The organism is Stenotrophomonas maltophilia (genome assembly GCF_039555535.1).
Classification (GTDB): Bacteria; Pseudomonadota; Gammaproteobacteria; order Xanthomonadales; family Xanthomonadaceae; genus Stenotrophomonas; species Stenotrophomonas maltophilia_Q.
Window position 1 is genome coordinate 1,563,635 of the sequence record NZ_CP154630.1, and the last position, 17,203, is coordinate 1,580,837.

The 17,203-nt window shown below is 67.1% G+C and carries 15 protein-coding genes and 3 tRNA genes; 5 read left to right on the forward strand and 13 right to left on the reverse strand.

Annotation, left to right across the window (positions count from 1 at the left end; all coding sequences use genetic code 11):
• Positions 1–116: 116 nt before the first annotated feature.
• The 5 genes from AASM09_RS07255 to AASM09_RS07275 form a co-directional block, all read right to left on the reverse strand.
• Positions 117–1,907, reverse strand: a complete 1,791-nt coding sequence (locus tag AASM09_RS07255) for an acyl-CoA dehydrogenase C-terminal domain-containing protein (protein WP_049430353.1) — start codon at positions 1,905–1,907, stop codon at positions 117–119.
• A 65-nt stretch (positions 1,908–1,972) separates the two neighbouring features.
• Positions 1,973–2,449: an LEA type 2 family protein gene (locus AASM09_RS07260; protein ID WP_049430351.1), complete on the reverse strand. Its 477-nt coding sequence runs from the start codon at positions 2,447–2,449 to the stop codon at positions 1,973–1,975.
• 164 nt (positions 2,450–2,613) lie between these two features.
• A complete protein-coding gene (locus AASM09_RS07265) occupies positions 2,614–3,165 on the reverse strand; it encodes a lipocalin family protein (RefSeq protein ID WP_049430349.1) in 552 nt (183 codons plus the stop codon).
• A gap of 117 nt (positions 3,166–3,282) precedes the next feature.
• Positions 3,283–3,358, reverse strand: a tRNA-Phe gene (locus AASM09_RS07270).
• A 72-nt stretch (positions 3,359–3,430) separates the two neighbouring features.
• Positions 3,431–3,506 (reverse strand) — tRNA-Phe (locus AASM09_RS07275).
• Positions 3,507–3,873: 367 nt separating this feature from the next.
• Between AASM09_RS07275 and AASM09_RS07280 the strand changes: the two genes are divergently transcribed.
• On the forward strand, positions 3,874–4,899 hold the full coding sequence (locus tag AASM09_RS07280) for an NADP-dependent oxidoreductase (RefSeq protein ID WP_049429318.1): 1,026 nt from the start codon (positions 3,874–3,876) through the stop codon (positions 4,897–4,899).
• Between the two features lie 61 nt (positions 4,900–4,960).
• On the opposite strand, the gene AASM09_RS07285 is transcribed toward AASM09_RS07280, so the two are convergent.
• A complete protein-coding gene (locus tag AASM09_RS07285) occupies positions 4,961–5,803 on the reverse strand; it encodes a bifunctional transcriptional activator/DNA repair enzyme AdaA (RefSeq protein ID WP_049429319.1) in 843 nt (280 codons plus the stop codon).
• A 132-nt stretch (positions 5,804–5,935) separates the two neighbouring features.
• Here AASM09_RS07285 and AASM09_RS07290 point away from each other — a divergent pair, with 132 nt between their 5' ends.
• Positions 5,936–6,697: an SDR family oxidoreductase gene (locus AASM09_RS07290; protein WP_049429320.1), complete on the forward strand. Its 762-nt coding sequence runs from the start codon at positions 5,936–5,938 to the stop codon at positions 6,695–6,697.
• Between the two features lie 6 nt (positions 6,698–6,703).
• Here AASM09_RS07290 and AASM09_RS07295 read toward each other — a convergent pair whose 3' ends face one another.
• Entirely contained in the window at positions 6,704–7,189 is a 486-nt protein-coding gene (locus AASM09_RS07295) for a hypothetical protein (protein WP_049429321.1), read from the reverse strand.
• Between the two features lie 158 nt (positions 7,190–7,347).
• Between AASM09_RS07295 and AASM09_RS07300 the strand changes: the two genes are divergently transcribed.
• Positions 7,348–7,521, forward strand: a complete 174-nt coding sequence (locus AASM09_RS07300) for a hypothetical protein (RefSeq protein ID WP_180848969.1) — start codon at positions 7,348–7,350, stop codon at positions 7,519–7,521.
• 62 nt (positions 7,522–7,583) lie between these two features.
• Here AASM09_RS07300 and AASM09_RS07305 read toward each other — a convergent pair.
• The 4 genes from AASM09_RS07305 to AASM09_RS07320 all read right to left on the reverse strand — a co-directional run bounded on the left by AASM09_RS07305 (position 7,584) and on the right by AASM09_RS07320 (position 10,640).
• A tRNA-Ala gene (locus tag AASM09_RS07305) sits at positions 7,584–7,659 on the reverse strand.
• Between the two features lie 94 nt (positions 7,660–7,753).
• Positions 7,754–8,680 (reverse strand): alpha/beta hydrolase, encoded by a 927-nt coding sequence (locus AASM09_RS07310; RefSeq protein ID WP_049429323.1) that lies wholly within the window; start codon positions 8,678–8,680, stop codon positions 7,754–7,756.
• Positions 8,670–9,563, reverse strand: a complete 894-nt coding sequence (locus AASM09_RS07315) for an alpha/beta fold hydrolase (protein ID WP_049429324.1) — start codon at positions 9,561–9,563, stop codon at positions 8,670–8,672. The genes AASM09_RS07310 and AASM09_RS07315 overlap by 11 nt, the downstream gene beginning before the upstream one ends.
• 21 nt (positions 9,564–9,584) lie before the next feature.
• On the reverse strand, positions 9,585–10,640 hold the full coding sequence (locus AASM09_RS07320; protein WP_049429325.1) for a sugar phosphate isomerase/epimerase family protein: 1,056 nt from the start codon (positions 10,638–10,640) through the stop codon (positions 9,585–9,587).
• Positions 10,641–10,741: 101 nt separating this feature from the next.
• Between AASM09_RS07320 and AASM09_RS07325 the strand changes: the two genes are divergently transcribed.
• Complete coding sequence (locus tag AASM09_RS07325; protein WP_049429326.1) at positions 10,742–11,323, forward strand: TetR/AcrR family transcriptional regulator; 582 nt, start codon at positions 10,742–10,744, stop codon at positions 11,321–11,323.
• Positions 11,324–11,503: 180 nt separating this feature from the next.
• Positions 11,504–13,834: a TonB-dependent receptor gene (locus tag AASM09_RS07330; protein WP_049429327.1), complete on the forward strand. Its 2,331-nt coding sequence runs from the start codon at positions 11,504–11,506 to the stop codon at positions 13,832–13,834.
• Between the two features lie 88 nt (positions 13,835–13,922).
• On the opposite strand, the gene AASM09_RS07335 is transcribed toward AASM09_RS07330, so the two are convergent.
• A complete protein-coding gene (locus tag AASM09_RS07335) occupies positions 13,923–15,962 on the reverse strand; it encodes a DUF4034 domain-containing protein (protein WP_238378680.1) in 2,040 nt (679 codons plus the stop codon).
• A gap of 150 nt (positions 15,963–16,112) precedes the next feature.
• The gene (gene rnd, locus AASM09_RS07340) at positions 16,113–17,192 is read right to left on the reverse strand and encodes a ribonuclease D (protein ID WP_049429329.1); all 1,080 of its coding nucleotides are present in this window, start codon (positions 17,190–17,192) and stop codon (positions 16,113–16,115) included.
• Positions 17,193–17,203: the final 11 nt, after the last annotated feature.

Below are 17,203 nucleotides of genomic sequence, written 5' to 3' on the forward strand. Positions count from 1 at the left end.
GTCGGATCCTTTTCCCGCAGGGAAAAGGCTCTGACCCCAATCCGGGCAGATCCACGCCATGTGTGGATGCGAGGGTCAGAGCCCTTTTCTGCGGAAAGGGATCCGACCCTGTGGGCTCAGGCGCCGAAGCGCTCGTCGTCCATCGCCATCAGCGGGGCGGCGCCGGCCTGGATGGCGGCGGCGTGGCTGAGGGTGCGCGGCAGCACGCGGGCGAAGTAGAACCGCGCGGTCTCGCGCTTGCCCTGGGCGAAGGCGGCGCCGTGCGCGCTGGCATCGGCGGCGGCCACGCTGCGGGCCCACCAGTAGGCCAGCACCACATAACCCGAATAGAACAGGTAGTCGTAGCTGGCCGCGCCCAGTTCGTCCGGGTTGGCGGCCGCGCGCTGCAGCACGTCCAGGGTCAGCTTGCCCCATTCGGCAGCCTTGGCGCGCAGCGGGCCGATGAACTCGGCCAGCGCTTCGTTGCCCTCGTGTTCCTTGGCGAAGGCTTCGATCTCGGCCAGCATCAGCTTCAGGCCGGCGCCCTGGCTGGACGCGGTCTTGCGGCCGATCAGGTCCAGTGCCTGGATGCCGGTGGTGCCTTCATACAGGGTGGTGATGCGGGCGTCGCGCGCCAGCTGCTCCATGCCGTGCTCGCGGATGTAGCCGTGGCCACCGAAGCACTGCAGGGCGTTGTAGGTGTTCTCGATACCCCATTCGGTCTGGCAGGCCTTCGAGATGGGGGTGAGGAAACTCACCAGGGTGTCGGCGCGCTCGCGCTCGGCGGCGTCCTCGGCGTGGTGGGCGACATCGATCAGGGTGGCGGCGTGCAGGGCCAGCAGGCGGCTGCCCTCGACCAGCGACTTCACCGTCAGCAGCATGCGGCGCACATCCGGGTGGACCAGGATCGGGTCGGCCGGCTTGTCCGGGAACTTGGCGCCGCTGAGGGCGCGCGACTGCAGGCGTTCACGGCTGTACTTCAGCGCGTTCTGGTAGGCGCGCTCGGAGAGGCCGATGCCCTGCAGGCCGACACCCAGGCGTGCGGTGTTCATCATGGTGAACATCGCCTGCAGGCCCTTGTGCGGCTGGCCGACCAGGTAGCCTTGTGCGCCATCGAAGTTCATCACGCAGGTGACCGAGCCCTTGATGCCCATCTTGTGCTCGATCGAACCGCAGCGCAGCGCGTTGCGCTCGCCGACGTTGCCGTCGCGGTCGACCTTGAACTTGGGAGTGACGAACAGCGAGATGCCCTTGGCGCCCGGAGGGGCGTCGGGCAGCTTGGCCAGCACCAGGTGCACGATGTTGCCGGTCAGGTCGTGCTCGCCGGCAGTGATGAAGATCTTGGTGCCGGTGATCGAATAGCTGCCATCGGCGTTCGGCTCGGCCTTGGTCTTCAGCAGGCCCAGGTCGGTGCCACAGTGCGGCTCGGTCAGGCACATGGTGCCGGTCCAGCGGCCCTCGATCAGCGGCTTGAGGAAGGCCTCGTGCTGCCAGGCCTCGCCGTGCTGCTTCAGCGCTTCGATGGCGCCGTGCGAGAGCAGCGGGAAGTTGCCCCACGCCAGGTTGGCGGCGTTGATCATTTCGTTGAGCGGCACGCCCAGGGTGTGCGGCAGGCCCTGGCCACCCAGTTCCGGCGAGGCGGTCAGGCCGGTCCAGCCACCATCGACGAACTGGTCGTAGGCCTGCTTGAAGCCGGGCGGGGTGGTCACTTCACCGGTGGCCTGGTCGAGCACGCAGCCGATCTCATCGCCAACGCTGTTGAGCGGGGCCAGCACGGTGGCGCTGAAACGGCCAGCTTCTTCCAGCACGGCATCGACCACGTCGGCGGTGGCGTCGGTGAAGCCCAGGCGGGCGAACAGGGATTCGACCTTGAGCACGTCGTGCAGGGCGAAACGGAGGTCGGAAAGCGGGGCGGTGTAGCTGCTCATCGGTACGTCTCGATTTGATCAGGGCAGGGGAGAGCGGCACCAGGCGCCGCGACGGAAGGTGGGAATCAGCGCAGCACGCCCGGCAGGCCCGGGGCCTGGTTGAGGGTGCTGCGGCTGCTGATATCGAAGCTGCGCTGCTTCTTTTCCTGCGGCGTGGCCGCGACTGTTCCCTTCAGGCCATAGGCCAGGGTGCGGTTGCCGGCCAGTGCATCGGCCACCACCAGGCGTGCGGCCGAACTGGGTACCAGGTCGACGTTGATGACGTCGGCCGAGGTGCCGCCGATGGAAATGCCCGGCTTGGCCTGCAGGGTGCCGGCGTCGCTGTCGCCAACGGTCAGCGCCAGCGAGACATCGTCGAAGGTCATCGGCATCGAGCTGAAGTTCTGCAGGCGCAGGGCCACGGTCCAGTTGCCGTCGGCGCGCACGGTCAGCTGCTGGAGGCTGGCCGCCGGTTCCGAAACACGCTTGACGATGCCGTTGCCACAGGCGGCAAGGGCGAGGGTGCTCAGGACGATCAAGGCGATACGGAAACGGTGGAGCATGGGCGCAGGTCCTCTGGAGGCGGTGCGTTGGAATAAGCATACTACGGCGTATGGTCGTTTGGATCGCCTGTGGCGACCCGTCGCAGAGGGTAGCGCGTGAAGATGGCGGCCGGGCGTGCGCGGCGCCGGATCGGGCGCGTGCTGCGCGCGGATCGCGTTGCGGTTCAATCGGCGGGGGTATCGCGCAGTGGCGCCATCACCCGCAGCGGACCGAGGTCGTAGCCCATCGCTTCAGCCTTGTCCTTGAGCTGCTCGAATCGGGCGCGATCCATTTCCGGCAGGCGCGAGAGAATCCACAGGTATTTCCGGTCCGGTTCACCAACCAGCGCCCACTGGTAGTCCGGGTCCAGCGCCAGCACCCAGTAGTCCGCCCAGACCAGTGGCACCCAGCTCAGCCAGTCCGGAACGAAGCGCACCTGCAGCTGGCCTGGATGGCCGGCTACCAGGCGTGCCACGCCTTCAGCGACCACGCGTTCGCCGTCGGCGCTGCGGCAGGCGTTGGTGACACTGATGCGACCATCGCGGCGCAGCCCGTAGTTGGCGGTGATCTCGCCGACGCATTGCTTCTGGAACGACACCGGCAGGTGCGCGATCTCGTGCCATTGGCCTGCGTAGCGATCGATGTCCAGACTGTCGACCGCCCGCAATGGCTCGGCGGCGATCACCGGGGCGGCGGCCAGCAGCAGGCAGGCGAGCAGGGTGGGGCGCAGTTGCATCGGCAGGCTCCGGCAGGAATCTGCAGCGTAGGTGCCGCGCCGGGTAGCGGTGTAAATGTTTCGTCAACCGGCCGCAGGCAAAAAAAAAAGACCTGCATTTCTGCAGGTCTCTGAAGATGGTGGCCGAAGACGGAATCGAACCGCCGACACGGGGATTTTCAATCCCCTGCTCTACCAACTGAGCTACTCGGCCAAATTGTGTGGCGACCGCGGTGAATGCGGTTTCCGGAAAAAAAAGACCCGCATTTCTGCAGGCCTTCGAAAGTGGTGGCCGAAGACGGAATCGAACCGCCGACACGGGGATTTTCAATCCCCTGCTCTACCAACTGAGCTACTCGGCCACATGTTTCGTAGCAGCGAGGTCGCTGCCAAGGAGGCGTATATTACGGAGGTCGGCAGTCTTCGGCAAGCGTTTTGCCAAGAATTCTTCACATTGCCGTCTGCGCGCCTGCAAGTACTTGATCCGCCGTCGCGGTGCAGGGCGGGAAGGGCCTGGAATCGATCCGGACGCCCCGGCGCGATCCTGATCATCCCCTGTGGCGGAAATCAGCAGGCCGCGGTGATCGGCAATGCCGCAACGGCAAGGCCTGTGTCGGTGCCGCGTCTGGGCGGGCGATGGAACGCTGTTTTCGTGGCCGTTTCCGGCGATCGTTGCGGCGTAGTGTCGGTATTCCTTTCCTGATGCTGGCAACAGCAGAGCCGGTCACCATGTCCGATTCCCTCGTTACCTCCCGCATCGTGCTGGCCTCGCGCCCGCAGGGCGCGCCCACGGCAGCCAACTTCCGCCTTGAACAGGCGACACTGCCGGCCTTGGCGAAGGGTGAGGTGCTGCTGCGCAACCGCTACCTGTCGCTGGACCCGTACATGCGTGGACGCATGGACGAGGGCCCCTCGTATGCCGCACCGGTGGCCATCGATGCGGTGATGGAAGGCCAGACCGTGGCCGAGGTGCTGCAGTCCAACGCCGAGGGAGTGGCCGCAGGTGAGCTGGTACTGGCGCCAGGCGGATGGCAGACCCATGCGGTACTGCCGGGCAAGGCACTGGGGCGTCGCCTCGATCCGGCCGGGCTGCCACTGAGCACGGCGCTGGGCGTGTATGGCATGCCCGGATTCACTGCGTATTCCAGCCTGCATGAGATCGCCCGCCTGAAGCCGGGCGAGACGCTGGTGGTCGCGGCCGCGACCGGTCCGGTGGGCGCAACGGTTGCGCAGCTGGCGAAACTGCAGGGCGCGCGCGTGGTCGCCATCGCCGGTGGTGAAGCCAAGCGTGCCTACCTGCAGACGCTGGGCGTGGACGTGGCGCTGGATCATCGTGCGGCCGACTTTGCCGAACAGCTGCGCGCGGCGGTGCCCGCGGGCATCGACGTGTATTTCGAGAACGTGGGCGGGCACGTGCTGGATGCGGTGCTGCCGCTGCTCAACGACTTCGCCCGCATTCCGGTGTGCGGCACCATCGCCACCTACAACGAACGCGGCGTTGAACAGCCCGGGCCGGACCGGTTGCCAGCGCTGTTCAGCCAGATCCTGCGCCAGCGCCTGACCGTGCGCGGTTTCATCGTGCACGACTTCAACCATCTGTGGCCGGACTTCGAGCGCGAGATGCCGCAGTGGCTGCGTGAGGGCCGCATCCAGTACCGCGAGGATGTGGTGGAAGGGCTGGAGAATGCGCCGGAGGCGTTCTTCGGGCTGCTGAAGGGGCAGAACTTCGGCAAGCTGGTGGTGAAGCTGGATTGAGTGTTCGCCGGGCATGGCCCGGCGCTACCTCCGGGCGTGCCGACGAAGGTCGGCACCCACTTCAGGCAGTCGAGGCCTTTTCCCGGCGCAGCAGTTCGCGCTTGCGCGCCACGCCCCAGGCGTAGCCGGACAGGTCGCCGTCGCGGCGTACGACGCGGTGGCAAGGGACGGCCACCGCCAGTGGATTGCTGGCGCAGGCGCGAGCCACCGCACGGCTTGATCGCGGGGCGCCGATGCGCGTGGCGATGTCGGCATACGAGGCGGTCTGGCCACGTGGGATCTGCTGCAACGCCTGCCACACGCGCTGCTGGAAGGCGGTGCCGCGGATATCCAGCGGCAACGTGGCGCCCCGTGTCGGGTCCTCGACCAGACCTACCACCTGTGCCACCAGTTGTTCATAACCGCTGTCGGCACCGACCAGCTTGGCCTGGCGGAAGCGGTGCTGCAGCGATTGCAGCAGCGCTTCCGGATCGTCGCCGAGCAGGATCGCGACCACGCCGGTGGCACTGCTGGCCACCAGCACGCTGCCCAGTGAACTTTCGGCAAGCGCGAAGTGGATGACTTCGCCACGACCACCTGCGCGCCATTGCTTGGGAGTCATGCCCAGCAACTTCGGTGCGTTCTCGTAGAAGCGTCCGCTGGAGCCGAAGCCGGCATCGTGGAAGGCGTCGGTGATGCGTTCCTGCTGTTGCAGCCCGGTGCGCAGGCGGTCGGCGCGCAGTGCCGCAGCGTACTGCTTCGGCGTCAGCCCGGTTGCCTCCTTGAACAGGCGATGCAGGCGGGTCGGGCTGCAGCCTGCGATGTCGGCCAGTTCCTGCAGCGAGGGTTCGTCGAGGCTGGCCTGAAGGTGGCGGCAGACCCGTTCGACGCGGGCGTCGGTGGTGGGGGAGGCGGTGCTGTCCATGGGCGGATTCTGGCATGTGCCGCAGCCACGAAAACTCCGTTTCCTGCACTTGCCAGCGAGGCCCGGAAACGGAGTGTTGGCAGTCCAGAGGCAGGGCATCGTTGCGGCTACTTCACAACGGATGCCACGACCATGCGCTTGAACAACAAGATCGCACTCATCACCGGAGCCAGCGCCGGCATCGGCCGCGCCAGCGCGCTGCGCTTTGCTGCCGAAGGGGCAAAGCTGGTGCTGAATGCACGGCGGCCGGAGCCGCTGCAGGCGCTGGCCGAGCAGATTCGCGCCGCCGGTGGCGACGCCGTGGTGCATGCCGCCGACGTCGCCGACCCGGGCACGGCGCAGGCGCTGGTCGATCTGGCCCAGCAGTCATTCGGCGGCCTGGACATCGCCATCAACAATGCCGGCATGCTTGGCCCGGGCGTGCCGGCGGCGGAGTTCCCCGTGGACGCCTGGCGCGAGGTGATGGCGACCAATCTGGATGCCGCCTTCCATGCTGCACGCGCGCAGTTGCCGGCACTGCTGGCGCGCGGCGGCGGCTCGCTGGTGTTCGTCGGCACGTTCGTCGGCCATACCGTGGGCTTCCCGGGCATGGCGGCCTATGCGTCGAGCAAGGCAGGGCTGATCGGCCTGAGCCAGGTGATCGCGGCGGAGTATGGCGCGCGTGGTGTGCGCAGCAATGTACTGCTGCCAGGTGGCACCGATACCGAGATGGGGCGGGAGGCCGCGCCTACCGGGGATGCCCGCGACTTCGTGCGCTCGCTGCACGCACTGAAGCGCATGGCCGAGCCGGAGGAGATCGCCAACGCGGCGCTGTTCCTGGCCAGCGATGAAAGCAGTTTCGTTACCGGTACCGCCATGCGCGTGGAGGGTGGGGTGTCGATCACCCGCACCTGAGTGGGGTTACGAGCGTGGTAAGTAGCGGAGGCCGCTGCTGGCCATGAAGCCCTTCGGATCGAAACGGGCCCAGGCTTCTCCCCAGTCGAACCGGGCGTGGCCACCCGCCAGCTTGCGACCCAGCGCCGCGCCCAGCGTACGCTTCATGAACGCTACTTCGGCATCGATCGCCGCCTGGGTCGGCCAGCCGTTTTCCAGTGCTGCACCGGGCAGATCGACACCCATCGTCACCATGTCGAGCTGTTGCCCATGGAAGCACAGGCTGATCCCAGCGGGTGCACCGGCCAGGCCTAGCCGGTGCAGGCTGAGCCAGTGATAGCCGGTGCCGACATCGCGCTCGCCATGCATCAGCGTGGCGAAGGCGATGCGCGCCTCATCCAGCGAGAGGGTGGGGCCGATCAGCGTCGGCAGGTTGCCGAGACGGATGCTGCCGTCGGTCGCATCGAAGAGCATCGGCAGTGCTTGCGAGGCGTGCAGGACAGAAAGGGGCATGGCGCACCGCAGAAACGGGTGTATCGGATTCTGGAGGCGTGGGGACAGTACCGGCAAGCCGAGGCTGCACGCCCTGTTCGCGCCAGGCTGACCGGCAGATCACTCTGCAGCGTCTAGCGTGATGGCAGGTTGGATCTTCGCCGATGAGGGAGATGTCGATGAGTGAGCGCGACAACAGCCAGGGCGACCCGAAGCAGGGCGTTCAGGAAAGCCGTCAGGACCGGAAGCAGGATGACGTGGCAAAGCGCCGGCCGGCGCAGCGTGATGAACAGGTGCGTGATGCGCATTCGCGTAGTCCGCGGCGGAAGGACGGCGGCGAGGAGCCGGCCTGAGCCGCGGGCGCTGGGAAGAAAAAACCCGCAGATCACGGGGATCTACGGGTTCTTCTGAATAGTGGTGGAGCCAAGGAGGATCGAACTCCTGACCTCGTCATTGCGAACGACGCGCTCTCCCAGCTGAGCTATGGCCCCACGGCAGGGTTTCAGTGTAGCGCTGCCTGCCGGGCTTGCCAAGCGCCGGGCCGGGACGGTGGTCGCGCCGCGTCGGCTACCGCCCCTGACCGGTTCAGGACAGGGCCCGGCGCAGCAGCGCGCCGGCACGACGTGCTGCCACGTCGGTGCTGGCACTGACCGCGTGCAGGTGGATGCAGGCGTGGATCATCCCGGGCAAGCGCTCGAGCGTGCAGTCGACACCTGCCGCCTGCAGCCGCCGTGCGTACTGTTCGGCCTCATCCCGCAGCGGGTCGTGCTCGCAGCTGAGCACGGAGGCCGGCGCCAGCCCATGCAGATCCGTTGCATGGGCCGGCGAGGCCTGTGCCAGCGGCGGGTGCAGATCGCCAAGATAGGCCTGCCAGCAGCGCTGCATCAGTTCGGCACTGAGGTAGAAGCCACTGGCGTACTCGCGGTAGGAATCGCTGCCCATCCCTGCATCGAGTGCCGGGTACAGCAGCAACTGGTGGCGCGGTTGCGGCAGGCCAAGATCGCGCAGCTGCAGGCAGCACGCGGCGGCCAGATTGCCACCGGCGCTGTCGCCGCCGATCGCCAATCGCTGCGGGTCCACCCCGAGGAGCTCGGCGTTGTCCTGCAGCCACGACCAGGCATCGGCAAGGTCGTGCAGCGGCACCGGGAACGGGTGTTCCGGCGCCAGCCGGTAGCCCACGGCGACAATCACGCAGCCGCTGGCATTGGCCAGCGCGCGGCAGGGGCCGTCATAGACCGCCAGCGAACACTGGAACCATCCGCCGCCATGCGCGAACAACAACGCCGGTGCCGGTCCATCGGGCAGCCCTTCCGGTGTGTAAAGGCGCACTTCCAACGCGTGGCCGTCGCGTGCGATCACCGCATGCTCGATCACATGCGCAACCGGCTCCGGCGCGCCCTGCAGCTGAGGCAGCGCGCTCTCGCTGATCGCACGCAGCTCGCGCAGGTCGTCCGGCAGTGGATGGGCCGCAACGGCATCGACGAACTGCTGCAGCGCGGGTTCAAGCTGCATGGCGCGCCTCCTGCAGGAACGGCAGCAGCTGCGCCAGGAACGCCTGCGGCGCTTCTTCCATGATGAAGTGGCCGCAGCCCGGCACGATGCTGCCTCGCACGTTGTCGGCATGCGGTTGCAGGGTCAGCATCGGCGCATCGGCGGTGGCGTGCTCGGCGCCGATGGCCAGCACCGGCATCGCCAGCCGGCGCTGAGCACGTTCCTTGTTCTGGCGGATGGTTTCCGGAATCGCGCGGTACCAGGCGAAGCCGGCCCGCAGTGCACCGGGGCGGCTGTAGGCGGCGATGTAGGTATCGGCAGCCACCGCGTCGCGGCGATATGACCAGCGGTCGAACATGAATTCCAGGTAGGCGCGCTCGCGACCGCTGATGAGTGCCTCGGGCAGGTCGGCCACCTGGTTGAACATGAAATGCCAGAGGAAGATGTTGTCGGCCGGTGCGGCGAAGATGCCCGGTTCCGGCGCCAGGCCGGGAATCACCGCTTCGGTGACCGCCAGTTGGCGCACCGCCTGCGGCTGGTCGCTGGCCAGTGCATAGGCAATCCACATGCCGATGTCATGCCCGACCACCTGGTAGCGCTCGTGGCCCAGTGCCTGCATGGTCTGGTGCAGGACGGCGGCGGCGCTGCCGGTGTCGTAACCGTGGCTGGGGCGATCGGATTCGCCGATGCCCGGCGGGTCCACGGCAATCGCTTCGAAGCCGGCGTCGGCCAGGGCGTGCAGCACATGGCGCCAGGCATACCAGGTCTGCGGCCAGCCGGGAATCAGCAGCACCGGTTCGCCGTGGCCGGCGGAGACGCAATGCACGCGCTGGCCATCGATGCGCAGGTAGTGGTGGTGCAGGGTGTCGTCGCCGGCAGCGCCAGCGGGAAGGGAAGTCGTCATGGGGGAGTGCTCCGTGGGGGCTCAGGCGATGCCGAGCATGTGCTGCATCTGCGCGGTGCTGATCGGTGCACCGGCGAAGTCGTCGAAGATCTTGTCGGTGACCGGAATGATGTGGTCGCGGATGAATGCAGCGCCTTCGCGTGCACCGGCTTCCTGGTCCTTCAGGCAGCACTCCCACTCCAGCGTCGCCCACCCCTGGTAGTCGTACTGGGCCAGCTTGGAGAAGATCGACTTGAAGTCGACCTGGCCATCGCCCAGCGAGCGGAAGCGACCGGCCCGTTCGGTCCAGTCGGCGTAGCCACCATAGATGCCCTGGCGGCCGCTGGGACGGAACTCCGCATCCTTGACATGGAACATGCGGATCAGCGGGTGATAGATGTCCAGGTACTCCAGGTAGTCCAGCTGCTGCAGCACGAAGTGGCTGGGATCGAACAGGATGCGGCAGCGCTGGTGCTGGCCGACGCGTTCGAAGAAGCGCTCGAAGCTGGTGCCGTCATGCAGGTCTTCGCTGGGATGGATCTCGTAACAGAGGTTGATGCCGTTGTCCTCGCAGGTATCGAGGATCGGCCGCCAGCGGCGCGCCAGTTCGTCGAAGGCGGCATCGATCAGGCCCGGCGGGCGCTGCGGGAACGGGAACAGGTAGGGCCAGGCGAAGGAGCCGGAGAAGGTGCCCATGTCCTGCAGGCCCAGCCGGCGGGAGGCACGGGCGGCCAGGTGCAGTTGCTGCTGCGCCCATTCGCTGCGCGCCTTCGGGTTGCCGCGCAGTGCTTCCGGCGCGAAGCCATCGCAGAGTTCATCGTAGGCCGGATGCACGGCCACCAGCTGGCCAAGGATGTGGGTGGTGAGCTCGCTGACCTGCAGGCCGTGCTCGGCCAGGGTGCCGCGGATGTCGTCGCAGTAGTCCTGGCTGTCGGCGGCGGTGGCCAGGTCGAACAGGCGTGCATCCCAGGCCGGGATCTGCAGTGCCTTGAAACCGTGTCCAGCGGCCCACTCGGCAATGCTGGCAAGTGAGTTGAACGGTGCCTGGTCGCCGGCGAACTGCGCCAGGTGCAGGCTGGGGCCCTTGAGGGTCTGCATGTGTTGCTCCAATTGTTTGTCAGTCGACAAAGAATAGGCGCGACTCTCGCGATGGTCAACACCCGCGTTACACTGCGCGCCTCACTGGAGCAGGCAGGCAGATGGCAGGGCGACCGCGCGAATTCGACAGGGACCAGGCGTTGCGCAAGGCGATGCTGCTGTTCTGGCAGCACGGCTACGAAGGCACGTCGATGTCGGCACTGGTCGAAACGCTGGGCATTGCTTCTGCACGCATCTACGCCGCGTTCGGCAGCAAGGAGCAGTTGTTCCGCGAAGCCGTGGCGCTGTACGAAGAGGGCGAGGGTGGTTTCGCGCCGCGCGCGCTGGAGCAGGCCACGCTGCGTGAGGCGATCGGGTCCATGCTGCGCGAGGCGGTGCTGACCTACACCCGTCGTGGGCGTCCGCATGGCTGCCTGGTGGTATCTTCGGCCAGCAGCGTGTCGCCCGATGGCGAAGGCGTGCGGGACTGGTTGGCCAGCCATCGTCGCCAGCGCACGGCGGCGATCATCGCGCGGCTGCAGCAGGCGCAGGCCGAGGGTGAGCTGGCCGACGGCGCGGCGGTGCAGGCGCTGGGCGACCACTTCGCCACGGTGCTGCATGGCATCTCGGTGCAGGCGCGTGACGGCATCAGCCGCGAGCGCCTGCTGGCGATGGTCGATGTCGCGTTGACCCCGCTGCCCTGAGTCAAGCCTTCAGGGCGTGCGGAATGCCCTGTGACTGTGCCGAAACCGCTTGTTTCGCCGGGTTTGGGTGCTTCGCAACGAAATCGTAACAATTTGGGGGATAATGGCCGCTTGCGCAGTTTTCCTCCTTTTTGCCGCCCGGCCCGCGCAGGCCGCACGGACGCCTCCTCAGAGCATTGCATGCCCTCCCATACCGATTCCCGCCGCCTGTCGGGTCTGTCGTCTTCCCTTGTTTCCTTCCGCCGCCACCCGCTGGCACTGGCCTGTGCCGGTCTGGCCCTGGTCGGCAGCTTCGGTGCCGCCGCGCAGGACAGTGCGCCGACCCCGACCGGCCTGGACACGATCACCGTGACCGCCGAACACCGCGAGCAGAACCTGCAGGAAGTGCCGGTCTCGGTCGGTGTGGTGCAGGGCGAGCGCATGCGCGACTTCACCGCCGGCGGCGACGACACCCTGCTGGCGCTGTCCGGCCGCGTGCCGAGCCTGTATGCGGAAACCACCACCGGCCGCATCTTCCCGCGCTTCTACATCCGCGGCCTGGGCAACATCGACTTCTACCTGGGTGCCTCGCAGCCGGTCTCGATCATCCAGGACGACGTGGTGCTGGAGCACGTGGTGCTGAAGTCCAACCCGGTCTATGACGTGGACCAGGTGGAAGTGCTGCGCGGCCCGCAGGGCTCGCTGTTCGGTCGCAACACCACCGCCGGCATCGTCAAGTTCGACACCCTGAAGCCGACCCAGGACTACACCGGCCGCGTCAGCGCCAGCTACGCCACCTACAACAGCGTGTCGATCGACGGCGGCTTCGGCGGCCCGATCAACGACGTCGCCTCGTTCCGCGTGTCGGCCCTGTACCAGCACCGCGACGACTATGTCGACAACACCTACAAGGGCCCGAGCGCCGATGGCACGGTCAGCCCGAAGAAGAACGCCATGGGCGGCTTCGATGACCGCAATGTGCGTGCGCAGCTGCTGCTGACTCCGAGCGACCAGTTCTCGATCCTGGCCTCGGCCCACGCCCGCGATTACGAAGGCACCTCGACCCTGTTCCTGCGCGGTGCGCTGACCAAGGGCTCGAACAAGACCGACGTGCCGCGCGACAAGGTTGCCTACGACGAAGCCGACAACAACCCGCAGGCGTACAAGACCTACGGCGGCTCGGTGAAGGCACGCTACGACTTCGGTGCGATCGACTTCACCTCGATCACTGCCTACGAGACCACCTCCGGTTACAGCCGTGGCGACACCGACGGTGGCGCAGCGGCGAACTTCCCGGTGAACGGCGTGCCGAACGGCTACGGCCAGTCGATGGGCCGCATCCGCGACCTGGACCAGTGGACCCAGGAATTCCGCCTGGCCAGCCATGACGACAGTGCGCTGCAGTGGCAGGCCGGTGCGTTCTACTTCAACGGCAGCGACACCACCGACTTCTACCAGCGCGCGTGGTTCCTGCAGGGCGCGGCACGTAACCCGAACAACTGGGTGCGCCTGCGCAACAAGAACACCTCGTGGGCCGGTTTCGGCCAGATCAGCTACGCCTTCACCGACAAGTTCACCGTCACCGCTGGCCTGCGCCAGACCAAGGACGAGAAGCACACGCGCCTGCTGAAGACCGCTGATACCGCCGCCGGCGTGGTCACCTACAAGGGCCGCACCGACGTCAAGATGTCCGACACCACCCCGAGCTGGGATCTGAGCGCCATGTATCAGATCACCCCGGACGTGAGCGTCTACGCCAAGGTCGCCCGCGGCTTCCGCGGCCCGACCATCCAGGGCCGTTCGGCAGTGTTCAATGCCGACTTCACTACCGCCGATTCCGAGACCATCCTGTCCTGGGAAGCGGGCGTGAAGAGCAGCCTGTGGGACAACCGCCTGCGCCTGAACGCCACCGCGTTCACCTACACCGTCAACGACATCCAGCTCAACGGCAACGATTCGGACGGCAACGGCGTGCTGTTCAACGCCGACAAGGCCAAGGCCTACGGCTTCGAAGCGGACATGGAACTGCGCCCGATCCCGAACCTGACCCTGAGTGCCGGCCTGAGCCTGCTGCACAGCGAGATCAAGGACAAGCGCGTGTACGCGCAGGTCTGCGGCCTCAACGGCCAGGTGGTCTGCACGGTGAATGACCCGACCATCAAGGTCGGCGCCAACACCTTCGCGCAGATCGACGGCAACCCGCTGCCGAACGCGCCGAAGTACAACGTGAACCTGGCCGCCCGTTACGACTTCCCGGTCAGCGACGCTGGCACCATGTTCGTCTCCACCGACTGGAACAAGCAGGGTTACACCAGCTTCGTGCTGTACGACAGCAAGGAGTTCAACTCCAAGGGTGACTTCGAAGGCGGCCTGAAGATCGGCTACTCGGGCAACTACGGTGCCTACGAAGTGGCGCTTTTCGCGCGCAACATCACCAACGAGAAGAACCTCAAGGGCGTGATCGAGAATTACATGGCCGCGGTCTACAACGAACCGCGCACCGTGGGTGTCTCGCTGAACATGAACTGGTAAGGCTCTGGCGCGGTGGTGGGTTCTCCCGTCATCGCACCGCTGGAATGCAAAGGGCGGCCCGGAGTTCCGGGCCGCCCTTTTCGTTGTTTCAGACTGCGGTAAGGTCGCTGTCCTGGCTGCGCTGGCCGAAGGTCAGGGCCCAGGTGGCGCTGTCCACCTGCTGGCGGTCCTGCGCCTGCTGCTTGCGCGCGCGGCTGGCGCCGAACCAGCGGCCTTCGCCGTTGATCAACGGCGCCATGCGCACCACATCCACGTACTCCGTATCGATCTCGCTGGCGCGCTGCAGCCAGGTCAGGGCCAGGAAGGCGTTGGCCGGCACGCCGTTGCCGAAGTGGTAGATGTCGGCCAGGTAGCCGGCGGCCCACAGCTTGTCGTTGTCCTCACCGCGCCACCACAGCGGAATCAGGGCGCGTTCGACCGCTTCGCGCTTGTGCGCGTCGTTCTGGCCATCGAAGGCCAGGCAGGCCAGGTTGCGGCAGGTCGGGCCCCACACGCGTTCACCGGCGTCGGCTTCGCGCAGGCAGCGCAGGTACAGTTCGCGCGCACGCGCTTCGTTGTCAGCGCCACCGGCCGCAACCAGGCGCACGCCAAGGTTGTAGGTGGCGATCAGGTCGCCGCCTTCGACGGCACGCTCCTGCCAGTACAGAGCCTTCTGGGCATCAACGAAGTCCGGCTGGTCGCGGCCGCCCAGCCGGCCCTTGTACAGGTCGCACAGCGCGGCCATCGCACCGGCGTCGCCGTCGTCGGCCATGCGCTGCAACAACGACAGGCCCGCGTCCTGCGAGACATCGCAGAACAGGTTGGACGCAAAGGTGACCGTGGATGTCTTCTGCTGCGCCGCCAGTTTCAGGGCGCGCTGCAGCAAGGGCTGCGCACGTGCCGGATCGGCTGCCTGGCCGAGCAGCCCATGCTCGATGGCGGTAGCCGCCCAGAGCAGGCCGAGCGCCGAATCACCTTCGCGGGCGGCGTAGTCCACCACCTGCGCGAACAGCGTTTCGGCCCCTTCAACATGAGCGAACCAGGTGCAGGCCTCCAGGCTGCTGAAACCACCGTGCAGGACCATGTCACGATCCAGTGCCCACGCATGCTGCAGGTCCTCAAGCGCGGCCTGCATGCATCCGGCATCCCATTGCACCTGGTCTTCGATCTCCTCGATGCGCCCGAGATGAAAGCGGAGTGCGGCGCGCTGGATCAGGACTTCAGCGCGCACGTAGCCCTCCAGGTGCCAGTCCAGGATCTGTGCGTACGCGCGCTCATGCACGGCCACCGCTTCGGCATCGCCGCGGCGCGGCAGCTCGCCCATCCAGTCCTGTTCCTTGCACCAGCGCAATGCGTTGCGCTGTGCCAGCTCCAGGCCTCGGCACCAGCTGCCTTCGATGAAATCCTCCATCGCCTCGTGGCTGCCGCCCCAGCGCGGGTACAGGTAGTAGAGGGTGTCTTCCAGCGTCCCCAGGTCGTCCGGACGCTGTTCCAGCACCAGGCGCATCCAGTACGCGAGGGGGGCATCGAATTCGTCCTCGCTGCGATCGCGCAACAGCGGCGGCAGGCATTCCGGCAGGTGCTGCAGGGGCGCACCGAAGCGCGACAGCAACTGCAATGCCTGCGGCCACGCCTGCGGATAGTGCTCGGCCAGGGCGGCTTCATCGGACTCCGGCGATTGCCCCGCCTGGAGCGCGCGCAGCCAGTTTGGTTCGCGCAGGTAGCTGGTGATGCGCTTGATGCCATCCAGCGCCAGCGCCGGTCGCTGCGACAGCGCGATCGCCTGCAGATAGGCATGCACGGCGTGGTCGCGCGCCTGCTGTGCGGCCAGCCACTGGCTGTCTTCCACCAGCGCGGCCACGTCGGCGCTGCGCAGGGCGCCAGCGGCCGATTCCCAGCAGGCACCCAGGCGCAGGCGTGCGTAATAGCTGTGCGGATCGGCGGCAACCCACCGTTGCGCCTGCTGCAGGCGCTCATCCAGGGGCAGCGCCGTGTCCTGCAGGTTGCGCAGGCGCCAGCGGATGCCGGGCAGTGGCCGAGCGCCGTTCAGCCAGGCCTGTTCGTGTGGTGCCAGCAGTGCATCCAGCGCTGCGTAGTCCTGTTCCTGCAGTGCGCTGCGCGCCTGCGCGCGCCAGGCCAGGTCGCCCATGGAAAGGCCGTCTTTCGCAAGTCCATTTGTCATCTGATGCAATCCAACAATAGCGGGGACGCTATTGGACAGGTCCACGCGCGCGCCGGCAAGCGTGGCAGATGCTCATGTCTGCGGTGCCGGCGCCGGTTTGCCCGGCGCCGGTTGGTCTCAGTGCGCGGGCAACAGTGCCTGCAGCCGCGACTCCAGTTCCTGCTGGCGCCAGCCGGCCAGTGCGGCCGGCCACTGGCGACGTTCCAGATAGCTTTCCAGATGCTTGCGCGAGGCGAGAATGCCATCCGGCAGCCCCAGCTCACGGCTGCGCTCGGCCACCGCATCCTGCAGCTTCTTCAGGGCCTGCTTGTTGCTGTCGTTGGCCGGCAGCGCCAGCGGCGCGTCGGCTTCATCGGCCAGCGGCGTGGACAGCGCCTGCCAGACAGCGCCGGCCAGCTTGCGCGGTGCCTTCGGGAACTGTTCGAACAGCTTGCCCAGCGCAGCCTCGTCGGCCGGTGGCGTGCGCGCGAGGGTGGCGGCCAGTTCGTTGTCCAGGATCCAGCTTCGCGGGCGGTCGCTGTTGCGTGCCTGCACGTCGCGCCAGCGCAGCAGGCGCAGCAGGCGGTGCTGGGCGGCAGCATCAAGGAACTGTGCCGAGCGCATCGCCAGGTGCGGCCAGCGGTCTTCATCGTTGGCGACGCTGGCCAGCAGCCGCTCGCCATCGTCGTGCAGCCACTGCTGGCGGCCGAGCGCCTGCAGCCTGGCATTGATGGCGTCGTGCAGTGCGAACAGATGCTCGACGTCATCGGCGGCGTACTGCAGCTGCGACTCGGACAGCGGGCGGCGCATCCAGTCCGAGCGGGTCTCGCCCTTGGCCAGCGCTACGCCAGTGATCTCCGCCACCAGCTTCTGGTAGCCCATGCCGCCGCCGATGCCGGCCAGCGAGGCACCGATCTGGGTGTCGAACAGCGGTCGCGGCAGGACGCCGCAGGCCCACTTGAAGGCAACCAGGTCTTCGCTGGCGCTGTGCATCACCTTGGTGATGGATTCATCGGCCAGCCACGGCGCCAGCGCCTCGGTCATGCCGGGAATCAGCGGGTCGATCAGCAGGATGTCCTGCCCAACGGCCATCTGCACCAGCGCCAGTTGCGGCCAGAACGTGCGTTCACGGATGAATTCGGTGTCCAGGCCGATGCGGGTCGGGCGCTGCTGGAAGTACGCATCCAGCTCGGCGGGGGTGGTGATCCAGGTTGCCACGGGTCAGGGCC

Excerpts from the sequence above, each read along its gene's own strand:
- AASM09_RS07320 (WP_049429325.1), bottom strand. The coding sequence starts at position 10,640 with ATGCAGACCCTCAAGGGCCCCAGCCTGCACCTGGCGCAGTTCGCCGGC.
- AASM09_RS07295 (WP_049429321.1), bottom strand. The coding sequence starts at position 7,189 with ATGCCCCTTTCTGTCCTGCACGCCTCGCAAGCACTGCCGATGCTCTTC.
- AASM09_RS07285 (WP_049429319.1), bottom strand. The coding sequence starts at position 5,803 with ATGGACAGCACCGCCTCCCCCACCACCGACGCCCGCGTCGAACGGGTC.
- AASM09_RS07255 (WP_049430353.1), bottom strand. The coding sequence starts at position 1,907 with ATGAGCAGCTACACCGCCCCGCTTTCCGACCTCCGTTTCGCCCTGCAC.
- AASM09_RS07265 (WP_049430349.1), bottom strand. The coding sequence starts at position 3,165 with ATGCAACTGCGCCCCACCCTGCTCGCCTGCCTGCTGCTGGCCGCCGCC.
- AASM09_RS07280 (WP_049429318.1), top strand. The coding sequence starts at position 3,874 with ATGTCCGATTCCCTCGTTACCTCCCGCATCGTGCTGGCCTCGCGCCCG.
- AASM09_RS07330 (WP_049429327.1), top strand. The coding sequence starts at position 11,504 with ATGCCCTCCCATACCGATTCCCGCCGCCTGTCGGGTCTGTCGTCTTCC.
- AASM09_RS07290 (WP_049429320.1), top strand. The coding sequence starts at position 5,936 with ATGCGCTTGAACAACAAGATCGCACTCATCACCGGAGCCAGCGCCGGC.
- AASM09_RS07315 (WP_049429324.1), bottom strand. The coding sequence starts at position 9,563 with ATGACGACTTCCCTTCCCGCTGGCGCTGCCGGCGACGACACCCTGCAC.
- AASM09_RS07260 (WP_049430351.1), bottom strand. The coding sequence starts at position 2,449 with ATGCTCCACCGTTTCCGTATCGCCTTGATCGTCCTGAGCACCCTCGCC.
- AASM09_RS07310 (WP_049429323.1), bottom strand. The coding sequence starts at position 8,680 with ATGCAGCTTGAACCCGCGCTGCAGCAGTTCGTCGATGCCGTTGCGGCC.
- AASM09_RS07325 (WP_049429326.1), top strand. The coding sequence starts at position 10,742 with ATGGCAGGGCGACCGCGCGAATTCGACAGGGACCAGGCGTTGCGCAAG.
- AASM09_RS07335 (WP_238378680.1), bottom strand. The coding sequence starts at position 15,962 with ATGGGCGACCTGGCCTGGCGCGCGCAGGCGCGCAGCGCACTGCAGGAA.
- AASM09_RS07300 (WP_180848969.1), top strand. The coding sequence starts at position 7,348 with ATGAGTGAGCGCGACAACAGCCAGGGCGACCCGAAGCAGGGCGTTCAG.